The organism is Paraburkholderia sp. C35 (genome assembly GCF_003121405.1).
In the GTDB taxonomy this organism is placed as follows: Bacteria; Pseudomonadota; Gammaproteobacteria; order Burkholderiales; family Burkholderiaceae; genus Paraburkholderia.
In genome coordinates this window covers 59,922-78,608 of record NZ_QBUY01000003.1, presented here as the reverse complement: position 1 = coordinate 78,608, position 18,687 = coordinate 59,922, and the positions used below count along the sequence as shown (strand labels likewise).

Below are 18,687 nucleotides of genomic sequence, written 5' to 3'. Positions count from 1 at the left end.
GCGCGGATAGCGAAATAGTGTGTTGGTCTTGAAGACCTAGGGAAAACCCTTATCTCTGATATAGTGCTAGGTGTTAACCCTAGGACACGCCAGTGCGCGTGACCACGCTATTTCCAAAGAGGGACCGAAATGAATTTCCACACACGCAAATGGGTCAAGCCCGAAGATCTGAATCCCAATGGCACGCTGTTCGGCGGCAGCCTGCTGCGCTGGATCGATGAAGAAGCCGCCATTTACGCGATCTGCCAACTGGACAACCAGCGTGTCGTGACCAAGTTCATGTCGGAGATCAACTTCGTCAGCTCGGCGCGTCAGGGTGACATCATCGAACTCGGCATGACGGCGACGCACTTCGGCACGACGTCGATTACGCTGCGCGCGGAAGTGCGCAACAAGATCACGCGCAAGAGCATTCTGACCGTCGAAAAGATGGTGTTCGTGAATCTGGATGCGGAAGGTAATCCCGCGCCGCATGGCCGCTCGAAGATCCGTTACGCGGACGAAGCATTCGAGCGTTACAGCGAAAAGCTGCGCGTGGCGATGCAGCAGCCGTCGGCTATGCTGGCATCCGAAAGCACGGAAGACGTCGATCAGGAAGCGGACGCAGCACATTAAATAGTCTGGCGGCGGAGTCGGCGGTGTTCTCTGGCTGCCGGAATACTAAAAAGCCCCGGCTGGTCTCACGACCAGCCGGGGCTTTTTGCTTTCCACACGCTGCACGCGGCGGCAGACCGCTCGGGCAGATTTACTGCGAAGCCGGCTTATCCGAAGAAGGCGCCGCGCCATTGCCCGGATCGTCGTACTTCGGCAGGCTCGGGTCGTTGGTCTTCGGAGCCTTCGCACCACCAGCGCCCGATGCACCGTCAGCCGGCGCTGCCTGGCCCGGATCGCTGTAGTTCGGCAAGCCGAGCGGCGCCGCGCCCGGCACCGTGGTCGGCGCCGTGCCCGATGCGCCGCCAGGCGCTTGCGCACCCGAATCGTCGTCGTCGCCGTAGTCAGGCAACGCCGACGCCGGTGCATTCGCGCCGCGCAGCAACGAGCGGCGCTGCTGCGTGTAGGCGTCGCGCACAAACGAGTACTTGTCGAGAGCCGCCTGTTCCAGCAGCGTGGTTGCGCCGAGCAGATCGGAACGCACGCTCACGAACTGCACGAAGTACAGCGGATATTTGTACTCCCAACCCATGTACGAGATCGGATTGGCGCGGAAGTCGACCAGATAGCCAAGACCGTCGCGGAACGAACTCGGGCCGAACAGCGGCAGCACCAGATACGGACCGGACGGCACGCCCCAGCGGCCCAGCGTCAGGCCGAAGTCTTCCTTGTGCTTCGGCAGGCCGGCGGGCGTTGCGAAGTCGATCAGGCCGCCGAGGCCGAAGGTCGAGTTCATCGCGAAACGCATCAGGCTTTCGGTCGCGTCCGTGATGTGCAACTGGAGCAGGCTGTTGGCGAAGTTGTCGAGATCGCCGAGGTTCGAGAAGAAGTTGCTGATTGCCTGGCGCAGCGGCTGCGGCGTGACCTTCTGATAACCCTTCGCAATCGGCACTGCGACCGTGCGATCGAGTGCGTCGTTGAAATTGAAAATCGCGCGGTTCATTGGCTCGAGCGGGGCGCCCGGCTTGCGGTCCGGACCCGTTGCACACCCCGACGTGAGACTCGCGGCTGCCAATGCCAGCGCGGCTGTACGCATCTTCATGCGGCTTTCCTTATTGTTTCTTCGATGCGCGGCGAGCGCGCGGTTTGCCCATCAATACCGGTTGAAATACCACAGCGCCGATCAGCGGGCAGAGAAGGGACAACGCCAGCAGACGTCCCATGCTCGACGTGCCCGGATGATGCGACAGCCACAAACTGCCGAACGCCGTTGCCGTGGTCGCCGCGCTGAACAGCACGGCATGCGTGAGGCTCGACTGCAGCAGGCCCGTTTGTCCGCGGCGCCATGCCATCACGAAGTAGATCTTGAACGCGACGCCCACGCCGAGCATCAGCGGCAAGGCGATGATATTCGCGAAATTAAGTGGCATGTTGAAGACCACACACAGCTCCAGCGTGACCACGGCCGACACCAGCAGCGGCACGAGCGTGCGCAGCACGTCGCCGAAACGGCGCAGCGTGAGCCACAGCAGCGCGGAGATCGACAGGATGGCCCACGCGCCCGCCTGCACGAACGATTTGATGATCACGTTCGCCGAATGCAGGATCGAGATCGGCCCGCCGATCGCGCCCGGTTCCGCCGCTTTCACGGCCTTGGCGAAATTGCGCAGCATCACGTCATCGCCGGGATCCACGCCGGGCGGTACTTTCGGCGAAATCTCGACGAGCGCCTGACCGGTCTTCGAGACCCAGCTGTCGGAGATGTCTTTCGGCACGTTCTCGCGGGTGATTTCCGTCGGTTGCAGCAGCGTGGCCAGCTGCTTCAGCGAAATTTTCAGCGGCTCCGACATCGCGCGTTCGGCGCGGTCGCGCGTCGAGACGTCGGCGGCGGCGAGCTTGGTCAGCGTGTCGGACAGATGTTTGGCTTCCGCCGCGCCGGGACCAGGGTGGTCTTCGGCGGCGAGCGAAAGCTGCGCGGCGGTGCGCTTGAGCGCGGCGACGCGCACGGCGTCGGTGGCGGGCGGCGCGGGCGTTTGCGTCAGCGCCGGCAGCAGTTGCTGCGCTGCCGCTGCAATCAGTTCGAGCTTTTGCGGCTGATCGGCGGGAATAAAGGTGCTCAGCGTGGTCGTGCGGCCCACTTCCGGCAGCTTCGACAGACGTGCAGCGATCCGGTCCGCGTCCGCCAGCGAGGGCGCCAGCACCCGCACGTTGTTGACGGCGGCTTCGGGCGCGTCGTTCAGCGAGATCAGCGTCGCCATCGACTCCGTGTTCGGGTCCTTCAGGTGCAACGGATTGAAGTCGAAACGCAGATGCAGCAGCAGCGGCGACGCGCCGAGGATCAGCACGGCCGTGGCGATCAGCACGGGCGTGCGATTGCGGTCGAGAAAGTCGTCGACGGGCGCGAGGAACGTGAAGCCCGGCGATTCGGCTTCGCCCGGCGGATTGAAGACCTTGATCAGCGCGGGCAGCAGCGTCATGTTGGTCAGATACGCGACGAACATGCCGACGCCCGCGATCTTGCCCAGTTCCGACACGCCGCGATAAGCCGTGGGCAGGAACGAGAAGAAGCTCTCGGCGACGGCCACGGCGGCGAGCGTCAGCGGCACGCCGATGCTGTATGCCGTGTGGATCAGCGCGGCGGCGAGCCGGTCGTCGCGATTGCGCTCTTCGCGGTACTTCACGCCGAACTGCACGCCGAAGTCGACGCCCAGCCCGACGAACAGCACCATGAACGCGACGGAAATCATGTTCAGCGCATCGACCATCATCAGGCCGAGTGCCGCCGTGATCACGAGGCCGACGAACAGCGTGATGAACACGGCGACGATCAGGCGTCCCGAGCGCAGCGCCAGCCAGAGAATGGCGAGCACCACAAAGAACGTGATGATGCCGTTGAGCTCCGCGCCGTCCTGCACTGACGCGAACTCGTCGTCGGCGAGCGGTTGTTCGCCGGTCAGACGGATGCGCGCGCCGTACTGCGATTCGAGATCGAGTGAATCGGCCGTCTGGCGAATCTCTTCCGATGCCTTGGCGCCCGCCTTGAGCGCGGCATAGTCCAGCTTCGGCTGCACCACGATGAACGCGCGCGCCGGCAGCTTCACGGCATCCTTGTCGACCAGCGCGCGCCACGAGAACACGGCGGGCTCATTGGCGAGCACGTGATCGATCACAGTCGCGCTGCGCGACAGCAGATTGCTCATGTCGCCGAGCTTCACCTGACCAATCTGCAATGGCAGCAGCAGGCTCGTGGTGAGCGTGCCCGCGAGGCCCGTGAGGCTCGGATCATGCGCAAGCGAGTTGATCAGCGGACGCGCCTTGACCAGTTGCGAGGTGGTGGACTGCACATCGGCCAGTGACGGGAACAGCAAGCCTTCTTTCTCGAAGAACGGCCCGCTGCCCGGCTGCGTCACCGAGCTGAATTCGTTCGAATTTTTTTGCAGTGCAGCGGCGAGCGTATTGGCAGCGGCGTCCGCATATTCGGGCGCGCCCGCTTCGACTACGACCAGCAAGGTCTGCCCGCGATCCGGAAAGGCTTTGTCGATCTGCTCTTCGAGCGCTGTCCACTGCGCATCGTTCTCGACGAGACGGCTGATGTCGGTGTTGATCTTGAAGTGATGAACGACGTAAATGGCGCTCAGCACGGCCAGCACGAGCGACAGCACGATCACGTGCAGCGGACGGCGCACCGACCAGACAACGAGGCGAACGATAGATGACTTCAGCATGTACTGGTGCGGGGCCTTGTCACGATTGGCATTATTGGTTAGAGGGCACAAGTATACCGACGCAACCGCCGCACGGTCGCTTAAGTGATCCGCGAGTGAACCCTGTGCAGCCGGTTAAAGTCTTAAGTCGGTATACTGGCCCGTAATTGCGCTGGATGCGGGCTGTCCTGCGTGAGCTCACTCCTAACTGTCCCGACGAGCGTATGAAACGTTACCTCTCTGCTTTTCTGGCAGCCGCCGTGGTGTCCACCGCGGCTTTCGCACAAACCGCGCCTGACGCCATCGTGAAGAGCGCGGTGGAAGGCACCGTCAATGCGATGAAGGCCGATCCGCAAGCCCGCGGCGGCGACATGAAGAAGATCACGCAAGTGGTCGAAACGCACTTCGTGCCCGCTACGAACTTCCAGCGCACGACGCGCATCGCTGTCGGTAAGGCTTGGGCGACGGCCACGCCGGAGCAGCAAAAGCAACTGTATGAGCAATTCACGAAGCTGCTGGTCGGCACGTACGCGGCGTCGCTGTCGCAACTGCGTGACCAGGACGTGAAGTTCAAATTCGCGCCGTCCACGGCAGCCGCCGACGCGAAAGATGCGGTGGTCCAGTCGCACGTGCTGAGCAACGGCGGCGACGATGCCATCGACTATCGGCTGGAAAAAACGGCGAACGGATGGAAGATTTACGACATCAACATGATGGGCGCGTGGCTGATCCAGGTGTATCAGACGCAGTTTCAGGATCAGCTGAACAAGGGCGGCGTGGATGGCCTGATCAAGTTCCTGACCGAGCACAACGCGCGTAGCGCGGGCTGACCCGAAGCACGGAAGCAGCGGCACAAAACAAAAGAGCGCAACGGCTAAACCGTTGCGCTCTTTTTTATGCGGCTTCGATGCGTCTTAGTTCAACGCAGCTGCCGAGGTCTGCACCTTCTTGCCCGTGCCCTTGACCTTGATCTCTTCGAGCTTGATCTCGACGTGACGCGAGAACACGTACTCGGCGGGGCGCGCCTTGTCGAGCGGGATGTCCTTGACGAACGCGCCCGTTGTGCGCGCGCCCTTCAGGCTGACCTTCAGCGCCTTCAGCGGATGCGCGACCGTGTCCATCACGGCCGTCGCTTCGAAGCCGCAGTGGACCATGCAGTCCGCGCACTTCTCATACTTGCCGGTGCCGTACTTGTCCCATTCGGTGGTTTCCATCAGTTCCTTGAAGGTCTTCACGTAACCTTCGCCGACCAGATAGCACGGCTTCTGCCAGCCGAACACCGTGCGCGCCGGGTTGCCCCACGGCGTGCATTCGTAGCTCTGGTTGCCGGCCAGGAAGTCGAGGAACAGGCTCGACTGGCTGAACGACCACTTCTTGCCGTTGTCGCCGCGCTTGAAGATTTCGCGGAACAGGGTTTTGGTCTTGTCGCGGTTCAGGAAGTGCTGCTGATCCGGAGCACGCTCATACGCATAGCCCGGCGACACCGTGATGCCGTCCACGCCAATTTCGCCGACCGTGTCGAAGAATTTCGCCACGCGCTCGGGCACGGCGTCGTTGAACAGCGTGCAGTTGATGTTCACGCGGAAGCCGCGGCGCTTGGCTTCCTTGATGGCCGCGACGGCCTTGTCGTACACGCCTTCCTGCGAGACCGAGTGATCGTGCGCTTCGCGGTCGCCGTCGAGGTGCACCGACCAGACGAAGTACGGGTTCGGCTCGTAGTCGTCCATCTTCTTTTCCATCAGCAGCGCGTTCGTGCAGAGATACACGAACTTCTTGCGCGCCATGATGCCCTTGACGATCTGCGGCATTTCCTTGTGCAGCAGCGGCTCGCCGCCCGCGATCGAGACCACGGGTGCGCCGCACTCGTCGACGGCTTCGAGGCATTCCGTCAGCGACAGACGCTGGTTCAGGATGGGATCCGGATAGTCGATCTTGCCGCAGCCGTTACAGGCCAGATTGCAGCGGAACAGCGGCTCGAGCATGAGCGCGAGCGGGTAGCGTTTGTTGCCCTTCAGATGGTTACGCATGATGTATGCGCCCACCCGGACTTTTTGTAGCATCGGAATAGACAAATCGTCCTCCTTAAACTTCGCGTGCGGCGAGTGGTTGCGTCAGCTTCGACGGCAACTTGAATTCAACCTTTTCTTCACGTCCCGCCATCGTGGTTACGTCGACGGGGCCCAGTGCGCGGAGCGCATCGATTACGTTCTCGACCATCTCTTCAGGTGCCGACGCGCCCGCCGTGATACCGACCGTCTTCACGTTGGCGAACCATTCCGGCTTGACTTCGGAACCATCGGCGACGAGGAAGCTCGGCAGACCCGATTCGCTGCCGATTTCGCGCAGACGGTTCGAGTTCGAGCTGTTCGTTGCGCCGACCACCAGCAGCACGTCGACCTGCGAGCTGAGCTCGCGCACGGCTGCCTGGCGGTTTTGCGTCGCGTAGCAGATGTCGCGCGTATCCGGACCGACGATGTCCGGAAAACGGCGCTTCAACGCGTCGATAATGCCGCGCGTGTCGTCCACCGACAGCGTGGTCTGCGTGACATATGCGAGCGGCGTGTCGATCGGCAGTTCCAGCTTGGCCACTTCGGCTTCGCTTTGCACGAGCAGCACCTTGCCCGGAATCTGGCCAATCGTACCTTCAACCTCGGGATGGCCCGCGTGACCGATCAGGATCAGCGTGCGGCCCCCGCCGACATACTGACGACCTTGCACATGGACCTTCGTCACCAGCGGGCAGGTGGCATCGAGCACGTCGAGGCCGCGCTGCTCCGCGTCGCGTTCGACGCTTTGCGCAACACCGTGGGCACTGAAAATGGCAACTGCGCCCTGCGGCACTTCATCGAGTTCCTCGACGAAGCGCGCGCCTTTACGGCGAAGATTATCGACCACGTGCCTGTTGTGGACGATTTCATGACGCACGTAAACAGGTGCGCCATGTTGCTGCAAAGCGCGATCGACAATTTCGATCGCCCTTACGACTCCCGCACAAAAGCCGCGGGGTTGAGCAAGGATGACTCGCATAGGCTGGCGAACTCCGACTGACGCGGGATTCCGGACAGATCGGTAAAAAGGACCTGTTCGCCGCGTCTGTATTTAGTTGATGTCTTAAATCCGACGAAAGTCGATACTTGAGACCAAACGCGCATTCTAACGCTATCGCCGTCTGTTTGCTTTTCAGGCGCCCGGGAGTGTGGCATTTGTGAGGCGCCTTGCACGGCAAAAATGACTCGCTGCGCCTGTTGGCTGGAACCCTTAAACTATCGGGCTTTGTTGCGCCGACGCATCGCCTGTGCGCTCCGGCGCGCAGTCTTTGAATTTTCTGCGACGTCTTTTCCCGACGACGCATTCTTGAACGTATCGAAAAGGCGGCCTATCACATATTTGATGACTGGCTCGTGCTCGATTTCCACGATTGGCGCCGCGCCGCAGGTGTTGTTGGCGCGCCGTGCCTGTCGCCGCGTTCCAGGCGCGCGGCTTTCATAGAGGGCAATGCATGATTGCGGCGGTTCTGTTTCTGTTGGCGTGTCTGTCGCTGTTGATCTGGTGTGTGCTGCTGTTCGCCCGCGGCGGCTTCTGGCGTGCGCAGCCTGCTGCGCCGCTCGCGCCCGAAGCGCGTGAAGCGTGGCAGGGCGTGGCCGCCGTCGTGCCGGCGCGCAACGAAGCGGACGTGATCGCGCGGGCCGTGACCTCGTTGCTCGAACAGGACTATCCGGGCGAATTCCACGTGATCGTCGTCGACGACCACAGCACCGACGGCACCGCCGACGCTGCACGCGCCGCCGCGCTGGCGCTGAAATGCCCCGACCGCCTCACCGTGATTAGCGCGAAGCCGCTGCCGGCGGGCTGGTCGGGCAAGGTCTGGGCGCAGTCGCAGGGCATCGAGGCGGCGCGCTCGCTTGGCTACGCGCCCGAATATCTGCTGCTGACGGACGCCGACATCGGCCATCCGTCCGACGCGCTCACGCAACTCGTAATGCGCGCCGACGCCGAAAAGCGCGATCTCGTCTCGCTGATGGTCCGTCTGCGCTGCGATTCGTTCTGGGAAAAGGCGCTGATTCCCGCCTTCGTGTTCTTCTTCGCCAAGCTGTATCCGTTCTCGTGGGTCAACAACCCGCGCAACCGCACGGCGGGCGCGGCAGGCGGCTGCATGCTGGTGCGCCGCACGGCGCTGGAAGAAGCGGGCGGCATCGAATCGATCCGCGCCGAACTGATCGACGATTGCAGCCTGGCGGCGCGCATCAAGCATCGCGGTGAAGGGCGCCATCCGATCCGCCTCGATGTGGCGGCGCGCAGTATCTCGCTGCGTCCGTACGACAGTTGGCGTGAGATCTGGAACATGATCGCGCGCACCGCATTCACGCAGTTGCGCTATTCGGCGTGGCTGCTGGCGGGCACGCTGCTCGGCATGACGATCATCTATCTCGTGCCGCCCGTGGTCGCCATCGTGCTCGGCGCGAAAGGCTGGCCCGCGTGGCTGGCGTGGGCCGCGATGTGCTGCGCGTATGCGCCGATGCTGCGCTACTACCACCGCTCGCCGCTATGGGCGCCGTTCCTGCCGTTTATTGCGCTGTTTTATGTCAGCGCGACGTTTGGCTCAGCCGTCCGCTATTGGCGAGGCAAGGGCGGCCAGTGGAAGGCGCGCGTGCAGGCGCCGGCCGGGACCAATCAATGAAGCGGCTCGTCTGCCTGATCGTCGTCGCGCTCGGTTTGATGCAAGGTGCGTTGGCCGACGATCAGACCCAGCCGCCGCCTCCCGCCGATCACACTTCCGATTATCTGCGCCAAAAATTCGGCCTCGCGAAAGAAAAGGCCGAACAGATTTCGAACGCGGTGCGCGCCGCGTCGGACAAGTACGCGCTGCCGCCCGCGCTGATTCTCGCGATCATCTCGATCGAATCGCGCTTCAAGGAAAAGGCCAAGGGCGGCAACGGCGCGACGGGGCTGATGCAGGTCGTGCCCGGCGCGCACAAGCGCATGCTGAAAGACGTAAAGGATCTCACCGATCCCGAGACCAACATCGAGGTCGGATCGGCAATTCTGTATGGCTATGTGAAGTCGTCGGGCGGCGATCTGAACGCCGCGTTGAAGAGTTACGGCGGTTCGCAGGCGTATGCCGAGAAGGTCACGGGCCGCGTGAAGACCTTCGCGGACGTGGTGAATGCGGATGCCAGCGCGGTATCGGGCGCGGACCAGCCGCTGGCGTCGCGCGACGGTGGCTGTGACGCGCGCTATACGTCGCTGTGCATCGGGCCGGTGGTGTATGTGAGCCCGATCGACGATCCGGCGAGCAGCCCAAGCGTTACGCAGCGCGCCACCAGTCTGCTGAATTCGTTGCTGCCGCGGTCACACTGACCTGGCGACACGAAGACGTAAAAGCATGCATCTGACGGCCCGGCGGGCCGTCGCGCATCACTTTTGCGTGAGCATCATGTACATCTGGATGACCATGTCGGGCGAGAACTGGAACGGTACCCAGCCGTGCCCCGTGTGGCGCAACACCAGCAGACGGTCGCCGTTGGACTGCTTCTGCGCCGCCATGACGGGATTCTTCGTCGACACGAAACGCCAGCCGGAAGGCAGATTCGGCGGGACTTCCGGTTCCATCGACGCACGCGCGTTCGCCAGTTCCTCGATCAGCTGACCCAGTTGCAACGGATGCAATGTGACCGACTTGCCGCCGATGGTCATCGTGATTTCGTTCTGGCTCGGGCGGTCGATGTGCAGTGTCGGCTTTTCTTCCGCGACAGGTTCCGCTGCCTGAGCCTGCGGTTCTGCACCCGCCGTTTCGACGGGCGACTCGGCAGCGGCTGCCGCTTCGCCATTCACATGTTGACCGGGCGCGGCATCGGCCGCGGCTTTGGCTTCGCGCGAAGCCGTCGCAGCCTGAATGAGCTGCTCGACTTCCGATTCGAGCGCGCCAATCTGTTCCTGAAGATTCATGCGTAGTTCTCTGATAAGACCCGCGATTTTACCTTCTGCGCGCTGACGTCAGCTTTCGTGTCGGCAACGCGAGTTGTAACAAAGCGTGTGCGAGCGGCCAGAAAACCCGCGTGAGAGGCGTCACGCCTTGAGATAACCCGCCTCGCGGAACCAGTCGAGCGCATCGCGCAAACCTTCGCGATACGGCCGCGCCTGGTAGCCGAGTTCGCGCTCTGCTTTCGCCGACGTGAAGTACATCTTGTTCTTCGACATCTTCAGTCCGTCGACGGTGACGAACGGCTCGCGCTTCGTGAACTTGGCGACGGCTTCTGCGCCGAGCGCGAGCGGATACAGCGGCCAGCGCGGCAGCGCGATGGTCGGCGGCTTGCGGCCGACCATACCCGCGATGTCCGCGAGCATCTGCTGTAGCGGCAGATTTTCGCCGCCGAGAATGTAGCGTTCGCCGATCTTGCCGCGTTCGAGCGCAAGAAAATGGCCCATCGCGACATCATCGACATGCACGAGATTCAGCCCGGTATCGACGAAGGCGGGAATCTTGCCGAGCGCCGCTTCGACGATGATGCGGCCCGGCGGCGTGGGCTTCACGTCGCGCGGCCCGATCGGCGTGGACGGGTTGACGATCACGGCAGGCAGGCCGTCGTTGGCGATCATGCGTTCGACCGCGCGCTCCGCCAGCACCTTGCTGCGTTTGTACACGCCGATGGCCTGTTGCGCCGTCATCGGCGAGGTTTCGTCGACGGATGCGCCCGAGCCCGTCACCTTCAGCGTCGCGACGCTGCTCGTGTAGACGATGCGCTCGACGCCTTCCGCGAGCGCGGCGCGCATGGTCGCTTCCGTGCCTTCCAGATTCGAGCGCTCGATTTCGAGCGGATCGGGCGCCCACAGCCGGTAATCGGCCGCAACGTGCAGCAGATAGCGCACGCCGCGCAGCGCGGCGCGCATCGACGCCTCGTCGCGCATGTCGCCGACGGCGATCTCCGCATCGAGCGATTCGACGTTGCGGCGCGGGCTGGTCGGACGCACGAGCACGCGCACGGCGAAGCCTTTCTGCTGCGCGATGCGCGCGACGGCCGAGCCGACGAAACCGGATGCGCCGGTGACGAGTACGAGATCGCGGGTCTGATCGGTCATTGCTTGCTGTGACGTGTTTGAAGGTTCGCAGAGGTCGGATTGTACGTGCTGCCGATGGCGTGCGCCGCGCTCGCAGCCTTCCGTGCGCGAAGCGCGCGAGCAAAGCACACGCGGCGCGACTAGAATGCCCGCGTAAACATGTGGAAGGCATCGAAACGCATAAAAGGAGGAACAAGCATGTCCGGCACGGATCTCGATTCGCGGATCGAAACGTATTACGTGCGGGTGCGCGGCGTAGTGCAGGGCGTCGGCTTTCGGCACGCGACGGTGCGCCAGGCGCACGCGCTCGGCATTCGAGGATGGGTGGCAAACCTGGAAGACGGTTCCGTCGAAGCCTTGCTGCAAGGCCCGGCGCATCAGCTCGACCGGATGCTGTCGTGGTTGCGTCACGGCCCGCCGGCGGCGCGCGTGACGGAAGTCACGCACGAAGAGCGCGCCAGCGACAAACGTTACGAACGCGTCGAGCAGCATTGAAGCGCAGTTGCACGCCATGAAAAAAGCGCGCGAGGTGTCGAGCCTCGCGCGCTTTTTTTCACGTCACGCGCATCAGCGTGCGACCAGCAGGCTCTCCGCAAAACCCCAATCGCGCTCGATCCATTGACGGCTGCAGGTGAAGTTGGCGTCGTCGGCGATCGCATGCAGTTCTTCCGGACGATACTTGTGGCTGCTTTCCGTCCAGATCGACTCGCCTTCCTGTAACTCGACGGTCAGCTTCGCCGCGCGCACCTGCGCCGTGACGCGCCGCTTCGCGCGCAGATGCATTTCGATGCTGCGCACGTCCGGATTGAACCGCGCGACGTGCTCGAAGGCATCGAGCGGAAAATCGCCGTCCAGTTCGCGGTTGATGCGCGCGAGCAGATTCAGGTTGACCGCAGCCGTCACGCCAATCGGATCGTCGTACGCGGAGATCAGCACGGGCACGGGCTTTTCGCGGTCGGTGCCGAGCAGCAGCGCATCGCCGGGCGCGAGCATGTTGCGGATGTCGCGCAGAAAGCGCGTTGCCGCGAGCCGGCCGAAATTACCGATCGTGCTGCCGAGAAACAGCACCAGCAGCGGTTCGTCTTTCGCGCGGCGCTTGCTGACTTCAGCGAGGCCCGCGAGGTAATCGCGCTCATAACCGACGATCGAAATGCGCTCGATATCGCCAAGTTCGCGTCGGCACAATTGCAAAGCGGTGCGCGAAATTTCAATCGGACTGTAAGTCGTGGGGCGCTTTTTACAGAGCGCTTCGAGAATGCGGCGCGTCTTGCGGCCACTGCCGCTGCCCAGTTCAGCGACGATCGCATCGTGCGGCAAATGCGCGACGATGTCACCCGCGTGTTCCGCAAGCAGGCGTTCTTCGGCGCGCGTCACGCCATATTCCGGCAGCGCGGTGATCACTTCGAACAGCGCTGAACCGACTTCATCGTAGAGATACTTCGACGGCAGTTCCTTCTGAGGATGCTTGCTGAGGCCAGCGCGAACGGCGGCGGCGAACTCCGGCGATACGTCGTGCGACAGATGATGCGATACGGCTGGCTGAGTCATGTTGTCTCCGTGTTGTCTCGTTCCAGTGATGGCGTGCGGACTGCGGAAGAGCGAGTGCGTCTGGAGTGAGTGGACCGGCGCACGTTCAGGCGTACAAGCCTGAGCGCATTCGATGACCGGCACGTGTCTGCGTTCTTGCGCCGAAGACGCGTGGAAGCAGGTTGAAAGCCGCGTCACAGCGGCCATGAGCGGAACACAGAAGCAAAAAACAGGCGCGTGTTTCCGCCGACGATTCGCCGACCATGCGGCGTGACCATGAAGTTAGTTTTTATAGTGCATCCCGCATGAATCTGCACGGGAACTGCCAGGCGGAAAAAACGAACGATGCGTTCGCAACCGCTAGAATGCGCGCTTCACGCGATGCAGTGCGCTCCACCTGGAGCGGCGCGCAGGTCGCGCAGTTAAAACAAGACTTAATAATGGATCACTCGACTCGCGACATCGCGCCCCGCCGTACCGCTGACGCTTCGCTGCGGACGCACCGATGAACGCTTATCAACCAGGGCGTGGCATTGCTCTCTCCGTGAGCGCATCGACGCTGTTTGCCCTCATGTCCGTCTACGCGAAGCTGCTCACGCCGTTGACGGGACTCGACATCTTCGCCTGGCGCGTGATCTGGACCGTGCCGGGCGCGTTTACGCTGATCGCCTTGCGCTCGCGGTTGCCGCAATTGCGCGTGCTGTTGCAGCGCGTGGTCCGCGAGCCGCGCACGGCGCTGTTACTGGCTGCCAGCGCGCTGCTGCTTGGCGCGCAGTTGTGGGTGTTCCTGTGGGCGCCGCTGCATGGGCGCATGCTCGAAGTGTCGCTGGGCTATTTCCTGTTGCCGCTGACGATGGTGCTGATCGGCCGGTTCTACTACCGCGAGCGGCTCGAACCCTTGCAGTGGCTCGCCGTTGCATGCGCGGCGCTCGGCGTGCTGCATGAGTTGTGGGTGACGCGCGCGTTCTCGTGGCCCACGCTGCTAGTCGCGCTCGGCTATCCGCCGTACTTCGTGTTGCGCCGCAAGATCAACGCCGATTCGCTGACGGCGTTTGCGCTCGAAATGTCGCTGCTGCTGCCTTTTGCGCTCGCCATGGCGTTGCATGGCGGCTCGCTCGCGCTGCTGTCGGGCCGTATCGACATGTGGCTGCTGCTGTTGCCAGGACTTGGCGCGCTGAGCACGGTTGCGCTCGCGACCTATCTGAAAGCAAGCCGGATGCTGCCGATGGCGCTGTTCGGCATTCTCGGTTACGTGGAGCCGGTGTTGCTGGTCGTGGTGTCGGTGACGCTGCTCGGCGAGAGCCTGACGGCGCAGCAGCTTGGCACCTATGTGCCGATCTGGATTGCCGTCGGTTTGACGGCGCTGCACAGCGCGAGGCTGCTCGCGCCGCGTTGATGCGCTTCTGGGGCGCCGTGCAAACCCGGCGGCCCTCACACTGACAGCACCTCAAGACCGATGCCGCGCGGCGCCATGCGCCGCATCACCGCGCGTCGGCCCGACCCTGGCTTCGATCGACTCACGCAACGTGGGACGCCAGCCGAACGCGAACAGCGCTTCGGCGAGCACGAACAGCGGCCCGATCAACAGGCCGATCACATCGTCGACGAAAGCGGGCTTGCGATGCTCGTAGGCAACATGCCCGACGAACTGGAACACCCAGCCAACGATGAACAGGCCGATGCCCGATGCGAGCCAGGTCAGCGTGGACTGCTGCGCGAGCCACGCGCCGCACGCCACGCACAGCGCGGACACGATCGTCATCATCAAACCGAGCGGTACGTCCAGCACGAAGTAGTAGATCACGCTCAGGCCGAACAGCACCCACGCCGGCGACACCGCAAATGGCAGCGCGGCCACCGTCCACGCGGGACGGCTCAGCAGCACGGCGAGCGCGAGCACGATCATCGGAATGCCGATGAAGTGCGTCGCGATGTTGCGGCGGTCGCGATGATAGGCGGCGTATTGCGCAAGCTGGTCAGTGAGCGTTCTCATGGATGCAGTTCCTCGTTGAAAGTCATCATAATCGCCGGCGGCGCGCTGCGACACTTTCGGCTAGCCGACAATTGGAATCCTTCATCTGTAATTGACCACTGACGCGCCCCTGAACGATGACTTCGACAGAGCTTTCCGATTTGCTCGACGGCAGCGCCTGGTTTCGCGACGCGCCCGACGCGCTGCGTGCGGAACTGGTCGCGCTTGGCCGCACGCGGCAACTGCCTGCGGGTCAGCGCCTGTTCAGCCGCGGCGATACCGACGATGGTTTCTATTGCGTGCTCGATGGCTTGATGCGGATTGGCGCCGCCAGCGCAAGCGGCAAGGAGGCATTGCTCGCGGTGATCGAACCCGTGAACTGGTTCGGCGAGATCGCGCTGTTCGACGGCCAGTCGCGCACGCACGATGCGTATGCCGAACGCGACACGCTGCTGTTTCATGTGCCACGCGCGGCGCTCACTGCGTTGCTCGAACGCACGCCCGCCTTCTGGCATGCATTCGGCTTGCTGCTTACCCACAAGTTGCGCCTTGCCTTCGATGCCATCGAAGAAGCCGCGCTGCTGCCAGCCGCGCAGCGCATCGCGCGCCGTCTGTTGTTGATGGCGGGCGGCTACGGCGACGGCTCGACCATGCTGCGGCGCGTGCTCAAGGTGCCGCAGGAAGATCTCGCGATGATGCTCGCGCTGTCCCGTCAAACCACCAATCAGATCCTCAAGCAGTTCGAAGCACAAGGCGCGCTCGCCTTGCGTTATGCGGAGATCGAGATCGTCGATGCGGACCGGTTACGCATGCTTGCGGCATCGACTGACAGCGACACGGCGCGTAGCTGATCGCTATTGGCGTGCGTCTCATCTGACGGACTTTAGAGATAGATCATCGGCTGGCCAAGGTACGATCGCCTATACTTTTTTCGCCACCGTTAGCCGTTGCCGCGGTCTTCGTTGCGGTCTTCATCGTTGCCGCCGCCGTCACGCATTCCCTGTCTCTCACAGGCCGGTCAGGCCCGATCGCTGTTGCGCGGCACACTCGCTGAACTATTAAGAATTCCAAAGGATTGAAATGAATCCGTCAGTTACCGCGCTCTCGCCTGCCGAGCGCTATCAGGCGTCGTTCTCGCTCTATTCGTCCGGACATCTCGCAGAGGCGCTCGCATTGCTCGACGAGATGCTGCAACGCGATCCCGCGCACCCCGAAGCGATGAACCTCGCAGCGGTCTGTCTGAACGACATTCTGGATGCAGGAGAGGCAGAAGCGGGCAAGCCGGCCATCGACGATACGATCGACCTCGCCGAAGCGCACAACGATCTGGGCGGCTGGTTCTACGGACGCAAACAGCTCGAACAGGCCGAGCACGCCTACCGCCGCGCGCTGTCGATCAAACCCGATCTCACCAAGGCATTGAATAATCTTGGCCTCGTGCTGCGCGATCTCAAGCGCGAGCCGGAAGCGGAAGCCGCGTTTCTGCGCGCGCTCGCCATCGCGCCGGACTACGTGACGGCACGCAACAACCTGGGCGTGATGCTGTGGCAACTGAAGCGTTTGCCGGAGGCCGAGACTGCGTATCGGGACGTCGTCAGCCGCAAGCCGGGCGATGCGAGCGCGCATAATAATCTCGGCTTGCTGCTGCTGGAACTCAACCGCCTGCCCGAAGCAGAAGCGGCGTGCCGCGAGGCGCTGGCACTCAACGCCGACGTGCCCGAAGCGCATAACAATCTCGGTAACGTGTTGTGGCAGCAGGGCCGCATCGAAGATGCAATTGCGGCGTACCGTCAGGCGCTCGCGCTACGGCCCGATTACGTCGGCGCGAAGGCGAATCTCGCGTTGCCGCTGCTGTGCATCGGCGATTACGCGCAGGGTTGGGCATTGTACGAATCGCGCTATCACGAAGCCATCGGCACACGCAGCGTGTATCCGCCGCCCGTGCCTTATCCGCAATGGCGCGGCGAGCCGCTGCACGGCAAATCGCTGCTCGTGTGGCCGGAGCAGGGCTTTGGCGATTGCCTGCAGTTTTGCCGCTATGTGTCGATGCTGAAGGCGCGTGGTGCGGCGAAGGTGAGCGTCGCTTGCCAGTCGCCTTTGCAGCGGCTGTTCGAGAGCCTCGAGGGCGTCGATGCCGTCTATTCGCTCGACGGCGAATCGTCGATTCAAGCGCACGATTACTGGTGCTTCATGCTCAGTCTGCCGATGCTGTTCGGCACGACCGTCGATACGATTCCGGCGCCCATGCCTTATCTGCGCGCACCTGCTGCACTCGCGCAGCATTGGCGCAACCGCTTGCCCGCAGAAGGACGCAAGGTTGGCCTCGTATGGGCAGGCGATCCGCGTCCGCACGACCCCAGTTCAAATGCCATCGATCAGCGCCGCTCGCTGACGGCACTATCGTATCTGCCGCTGTTGCGCGTGCCGGGCGTGACTTTCGTGAGCCTTCAGAAGGGCGCTGCGACGCGCCCGCAGATCGGGCAATTGCCCGCGGAATATCGTCCGTTCGATCCGATGGACGAGGTGCAGGATTTCGCCGATACGGCTGCTATCGTCGAGAACCTGGATCTGGTGATTACCGTGGATACGTCGATGGCGCATCTGGCGGGCGCGCTCAACCGGCCGGTGTGGATCCTGTCGCGCTACGACGCGTGCTGGCGCTGGTTCCGCGATCGCGACGATTCGCCGTGGTATCCGACCGCGCGGCTATTCCGGCAGATAGCGCCGAACGACTGGGACGATGTGGTCGCGCGAGTCGCACACGCGCTCGCGGACCTGTTCGAACCCGCTGCAACGCACTGACGACCCGCGCCCAGCACTAGAACGGATTGTCGATCACGCCCGGCTTCGCGTCGGGCGCTTCCTTCACCTGCTCAGGCAGATGCGCGTCCGCCTGCAGCGCGGCGACGATGCCATCGAGCGCTTCTTTCAGTGCCAGCGCTGCTTTCAGGCCGCGCTTGTCCTTCGTGATATCGAGCGTGCCGTTCACGGTGACGCGCGTCGTGCCGTTGGATACGGTGAGCGCGTCGCCCTGGATGTTGAGCACGTCGTCGTCGTTGGAATACGCTTTAAACACCTTTCAGCCCTCCCGGACGTTGGTCTTTCAGGCCCTCCGGAATGCCCGGAAAGCGGATGCCGCTGATCGCCTCGAGTTCATGCACCGACTTCACTTCGTAGCGGTCCGTTGCCACGTTATCCGCGACGATCGCAAACGCGAGCTTCTTCGACGGCACGTAGATGACCTTGAACAACTGCGTCGGCACGAACACCCGCGTCGGTCCGATGGTCTGCAATTGCGAGCCGACGAACATTGGGCCGGTGACCACATACGTATCGTCGTATTTCACCGCGAGTTTGCGCACGGCCGTTTCGATATGCGACCACATGCGCTGGTTGTTTTCGCGGTTCTGCGGCACGACGTTCGCGAGCGAGAACGATTGTGCCATCGCCTGCTCATTCCATCGATTGCCTGCAGGACTCATATGTCCGCGATCGAAGCCGCTGCGCTTGTAGTCGGCGAGCGGTGCGCCTTCACCGTCGGGCAGGCGAGAGTCTTCGAAGAACTTGTTGGTGCGCACCATGTCTTTGGCGGCTTCGATATGGTCGCGCGTCAGATGCTCGGCGGACCATAGCGGACCGTGCGTGATGCCGGAATGCAGAACGGCGAAATCGGAGTAGCACAGCATGCGCGATTTCGGTGCCATTTTTGTGTTCGTCAGCACGGGCCATTGGGCGTTGGGCGTGAAATCCGTGCACGACGTGGCTGCCCAGGCGTGAGTCGCGTGACTCGCGGCAACCATGAGCAGGCTGACTAACCACTTCTTCATAGATCGGGAA

The 18,687-nt window shown here is 62.9% G+C and carries 18 protein-coding genes; 8 read left to right on the top strand and 10 right to left on the bottom strand.

Annotation, left to right across the window (positions count from 1 at the left end; genetic code table 11):
- Positions 1–129: 129 nt before the first annotated feature.
- Entirely contained in the window at positions 130–615 is a 486-nt protein-coding gene (locus DK391_RS02745; RefSeq protein WP_109476459.1) for a hotdog domain-containing protein, read from the top strand.
- A 130-nt stretch (positions 616–745) separates the two neighbouring features.
- Here DK391_RS02745 and DK391_RS02740 read toward each other — a convergent pair whose 3' ends face one another.
- Both DK391_RS02740 and DK391_RS02735 read right to left on the bottom strand, forming a co-directional pair.
- The gene (locus DK391_RS02740) at positions 746–1,693 is read right to left on the bottom strand and encodes a VacJ family lipoprotein (protein ID WP_109476458.1); all 948 of its coding nucleotides are present in this window, start codon (positions 1,691–1,693) and stop codon (positions 746–748) included.
- Between the two features lie 10 nt (positions 1,694–1,703).
- On the bottom strand, positions 1,704–4,316 hold the full coding sequence (locus DK391_RS02735) for an MMPL family transporter (protein ID WP_109476457.1): 2,613 nt from the start codon (positions 4,314–4,316) through the stop codon (positions 1,704–1,706).
- 203 nt (positions 4,317–4,519) lie between these two features.
- On the opposite strand from DK391_RS02735, the gene DK391_RS02730 reads away from it, so the two are divergent.
- Positions 4,520–5,125 carry an ABC transporter substrate-binding protein gene (locus DK391_RS02730; protein ID WP_109476456.1) on the top strand — a complete coding sequence of 202 codons (606 nt, stop codon included), beginning with the start codon at positions 4,520–4,522 and terminating at the stop codon, positions 5,123–5,125.
- An 84-nt stretch (positions 5,126–5,209) separates the two neighbouring features.
- Here DK391_RS02730 and hpnH read toward each other — a convergent pair whose 3' ends face one another.
- Both hpnH and ispH read right to left on the bottom strand, forming a co-directional pair.
- Positions 5,210–6,367 carry an adenosyl-hopene transferase HpnH gene (gene hpnH / locus DK391_RS02725; RefSeq protein ID WP_109476455.1) on the bottom strand — a complete coding sequence of 386 codons (1,158 nt, stop codon included), beginning with the start codon at positions 6,365–6,367 and terminating at the stop codon, positions 5,210–5,212.
- Positions 6,368–6,377: 10 nt separating this feature from the next.
- Positions 6,378–7,322 (bottom strand): 4-hydroxy-3-methylbut-2-enyl diphosphate reductase, encoded by a 945-nt coding sequence (gene ispH / locus DK391_RS02720; protein ID WP_109476454.1) that lies wholly within the window; start codon positions 7,320–7,322, stop codon positions 6,378–6,380.
- Positions 7,323–7,794: 472 nt separating this feature from the next.
- Here ispH and DK391_RS02715 point away from each other — a divergent pair, with 472 nt between their 5' ends.
- On the top strand, positions 7,795–8,973 hold the full coding sequence (locus tag DK391_RS02715) for a glycosyltransferase (RefSeq protein ID WP_109476453.1): 1,179 nt from the start codon (positions 7,795–7,797) through the stop codon (positions 8,971–8,973).
- Complete coding sequence (locus tag DK391_RS02710; protein ID WP_109476452.1) at positions 8,970–9,653, top strand: lytic transglycosylase domain-containing protein; 684 nt, start codon at positions 8,970–8,972, stop codon at positions 9,651–9,653. The genes DK391_RS02715 and DK391_RS02710 overlap by 4 nt, the downstream gene beginning before the upstream one ends.
- Positions 9,654–9,710: 57 nt before the next feature.
- Here the strand turns inward: DK391_RS02710 and DK391_RS02705 are convergent, their stop codons facing one another.
- Positions 9,711–10,241: a hypothetical protein gene (locus tag DK391_RS02705; protein ID WP_109476451.1), complete on the bottom strand. Its 531-nt coding sequence runs from the start codon at positions 10,239–10,241 to the stop codon at positions 9,711–9,713.
- 120 nt (positions 10,242–10,361) lie between these two features.
- A complete protein-coding gene (gene hpnA, locus DK391_RS02700; RefSeq protein WP_109476450.1) occupies positions 10,362–11,372 on the bottom strand; it encodes a hopanoid-associated sugar epimerase in 1,011 nt (336 codons plus the stop codon).
- A 177-nt stretch (positions 11,373–11,549) separates the two neighbouring features.
- Between hpnA and DK391_RS02695 the strand changes: the two genes are divergently transcribed.
- Positions 11,550–11,846, top strand: a complete 297-nt coding sequence (locus DK391_RS02695) for an acylphosphatase (protein ID WP_109476449.1) — start codon at positions 11,550–11,552, stop codon at positions 11,844–11,846.
- A gap of 72 nt (positions 11,847–11,918) precedes the next feature.
- Here the strand turns inward: DK391_RS02695 and egtD are convergent, their stop codons facing one another.
- On the bottom strand, positions 11,919–12,899 hold the full coding sequence (gene egtD / locus DK391_RS02690) for an L-histidine N(alpha)-methyltransferase (RefSeq protein WP_109476448.1): 981 nt from the start codon (positions 12,897–12,899) through the stop codon (positions 11,919–11,921).
- Positions 12,900–13,383: 484 nt separating this feature from the next.
- Between egtD and rarD the strand changes: the two genes are divergently transcribed.
- A complete protein-coding gene (gene rarD / locus DK391_RS02685; RefSeq protein ID WP_109476447.1) occupies positions 13,384–14,274 on the top strand; it encodes an EamA family transporter RarD in 891 nt (296 codons plus the stop codon).
- A gap of 51 nt (positions 14,275–14,325) precedes the next feature.
- Here the strand turns inward: rarD and DK391_RS02680 are convergent, their stop codons facing one another.
- Positions 14,326–14,871, bottom strand: a complete 546-nt coding sequence (locus DK391_RS02680; RefSeq protein ID WP_109476446.1) for an Mpo1-like protein — start codon at positions 14,869–14,871, stop codon at positions 14,326–14,328.
- A 116-nt stretch (positions 14,872–14,987) separates the two neighbouring features.
- On the opposite strand from DK391_RS02680, the gene DK391_RS02675 reads away from it, so the two are divergent.
- Positions 14,988–15,701 carry a Crp/Fnr family transcriptional regulator gene (locus DK391_RS02675; RefSeq protein ID WP_109476445.1) on the top strand — a complete coding sequence of 238 codons (714 nt, stop codon included), beginning with the start codon at positions 14,988–14,990 and terminating at the stop codon, positions 15,699–15,701.
- A 229-nt stretch (positions 15,702–15,930) separates the two neighbouring features.
- Positions 15,931–17,652, top strand: a complete 1,722-nt coding sequence (locus tag DK391_RS02670) for a tetratricopeptide repeat-containing glycosyltransferase family protein (RefSeq protein ID WP_109476444.1) — start codon at positions 15,931–15,933, stop codon at positions 17,650–17,652.
- Positions 17,653–17,668: 16 nt separating this feature from the next.
- Here the strand turns inward: DK391_RS02670 and DK391_RS02665 are convergent, their stop codons facing one another.
- Complete coding sequence (locus DK391_RS02665) at positions 17,669–17,926, bottom strand: hypothetical protein (protein WP_109476443.1); 258 nt, start codon at positions 17,924–17,926, stop codon at positions 17,669–17,671.
- Positions 17,919–18,677: a DNA/RNA non-specific endonuclease gene (locus DK391_RS02660; protein ID WP_109476442.1), complete on the bottom strand. Its 759-nt coding sequence runs from the start codon at positions 18,675–18,677 to the stop codon at positions 17,919–17,921. The genes DK391_RS02665 and DK391_RS02660 overlap by 8 nt, the downstream gene beginning before the upstream one ends.
- Positions 18,678–18,687: the final 10 nt, after the last annotated feature.